Genomic DNA, 1,522 nt, shown 5'->3' on the forward strand with positions numbered 1-1,522 from the left:
CTGCTCAACCCGACGACCCGCCAGCCCCAGGAGGTGGCCACACCCGCACTGCTCACGGCATGATCTGAAACAACTCGCTGACCCGATCACAGTGAAGATCAGTTACACCACCAGGTGGGACGTCACCTAAAGGCCCGCGACGGAGACGAGTACGCATCTCTAGACTCGTGCCGTGGCCTACGAGTTCAACTCCCTGCTGGGTCGCCTGGTGGGCTACCGGCTGTACTCGGTGCAGTTCGTGGCCGACTACGTGCAGCTCTGGTTCGACAACGATCCGACCCGCGACGTGCCGGTACTCACGTGTGATGTGCTGCCGACCGTCATCCTCGGCGACCGGCAGGTCGTGCCGAACCAGACCGGCTGGACCGATGCGCTTGTGGCGCTTATCGGCCAAGACGTCGCTGCCACGCACGAGGCCATCGGCGCGGGCGTGAGGCTCGATCTAAGCATCGGATCCATTCAGTTGCGCCCAACCGAGAAGGAGCTCGTCGGCCCCGAGATCGCTACGCTCAGCCACTTCGACGACCGAGCATGGATGACCTGGCGCCCGGGCGAAGAGGCCTTCGAGTACCTGTAATCGGTTTGGCCGACAGATCAGTGTCAAGCATCAGCCGACACAGTTCCGTCAAGCATCACCTGCGACAGGACAGCCCGCTGCCGCAGGTGCCTTGAGACGGTTGATGCTTGACGGATCTGTGTCGGCTGATCCTTGACGCTCGGCCTAGGTGTTTTCTGTTCCCGTCCGCGGCGGACCCGGCGCGATGATCTTAGGGTTCTGGTTCGAGGCTACTGGTGGTTAGTCCCAGAAGTTGAACAGCAGCTCACCAACGGTGTTCGGCTTCCAGTAGTTGATCTGGTCGTGTTCATGGGGGCCGAGCGCGCTCAGATCGGCCTGCGGCAGAGGGATCCCTAGCTGTTCGGCGGTAAGGATTTGGGCGTCGGTCAGGTTGGTTATGGCGGCGGCGAGGTCAGGACGGTCGATGAATGTGATCGTGGCGTCGCCGCTGGTCCGGGGGCGTGCGAAGGCGACGAGCGGCACGGTGGTGTGTCTCAGGACCGCGATGTGGTGCTGAGCCTGGGCGACGTCGATGGTGTGGAAGCTGGGCGTGACGTCGGCTTTAATGACGCCTGTGACGGTAGCGCCGATGGCGCGGGCGGCGTGGTAGCAGACAGTTGTGAACGTGCCCAGGTCCGGCTCTTCGCCGGGTGGTGCGTTGAAGCCGGTGGCTCCGCGTGGCAGCTTCATGGTCGGGCTCCGGGGTTGTCGCGGCCGGTGCAGGCTATCTGACGCTGTCGTGCAGCCTTGGACTTGTGGACCTTGCACCAGATGATGGGCTCTGGTGAATCAGACACGCGGCGGCGCACGTGTCGGTCACAGCGACTGCCAGACGAGTTGGGTGACGTCCCACCTGGTGGTGTAACTGATCTTCACTGTGATCGGGTCAGCGAGTTGTTTCAGATCATGCCGTGAGCAGTGCGGGTGTGGCCACCTCCTGGGGCTGGCGGGTCGTCGGGTTGAGCA

At 63.2% G+C, this 1,522-nt stretch carries 2 protein-coding genes; one reads left to right on the forward strand and one right to left on the reverse strand.

Annotated elements, in window-relative coordinates; translation table 11 throughout:
* The first annotated feature begins 172 nt into the window (after positions 1-172).
* Complete coding sequence (locus tag E1212_RS29080; RefSeq protein WP_131989025.1) at positions 173-577, forward strand: hypothetical protein; 405 nt, start codon at positions 173-175, stop codon at positions 575-577.
* Between the two features lie 219 nt (positions 578-796).
* Here the strand turns inward: E1212_RS29080 and E1212_RS29085 are convergent, their stop codons facing one another.
* Positions 797-1,246, reverse strand: a complete 450-nt coding sequence (locus E1212_RS29085; RefSeq protein ID WP_131989026.1) for a hypothetical protein — start codon at positions 1,244-1,246, stop codon at positions 797-799.
* Positions 1,247-1,522 lie beyond the last annotated feature (276 nt).

Source organism: Jiangella ureilytica, from assembly GCF_004348545.1.
Lineage (GTDB): Bacteria > Actinomycetota > Actinomycetes > Jiangellales > Jiangellaceae > Jiangella > Jiangella ureilytica.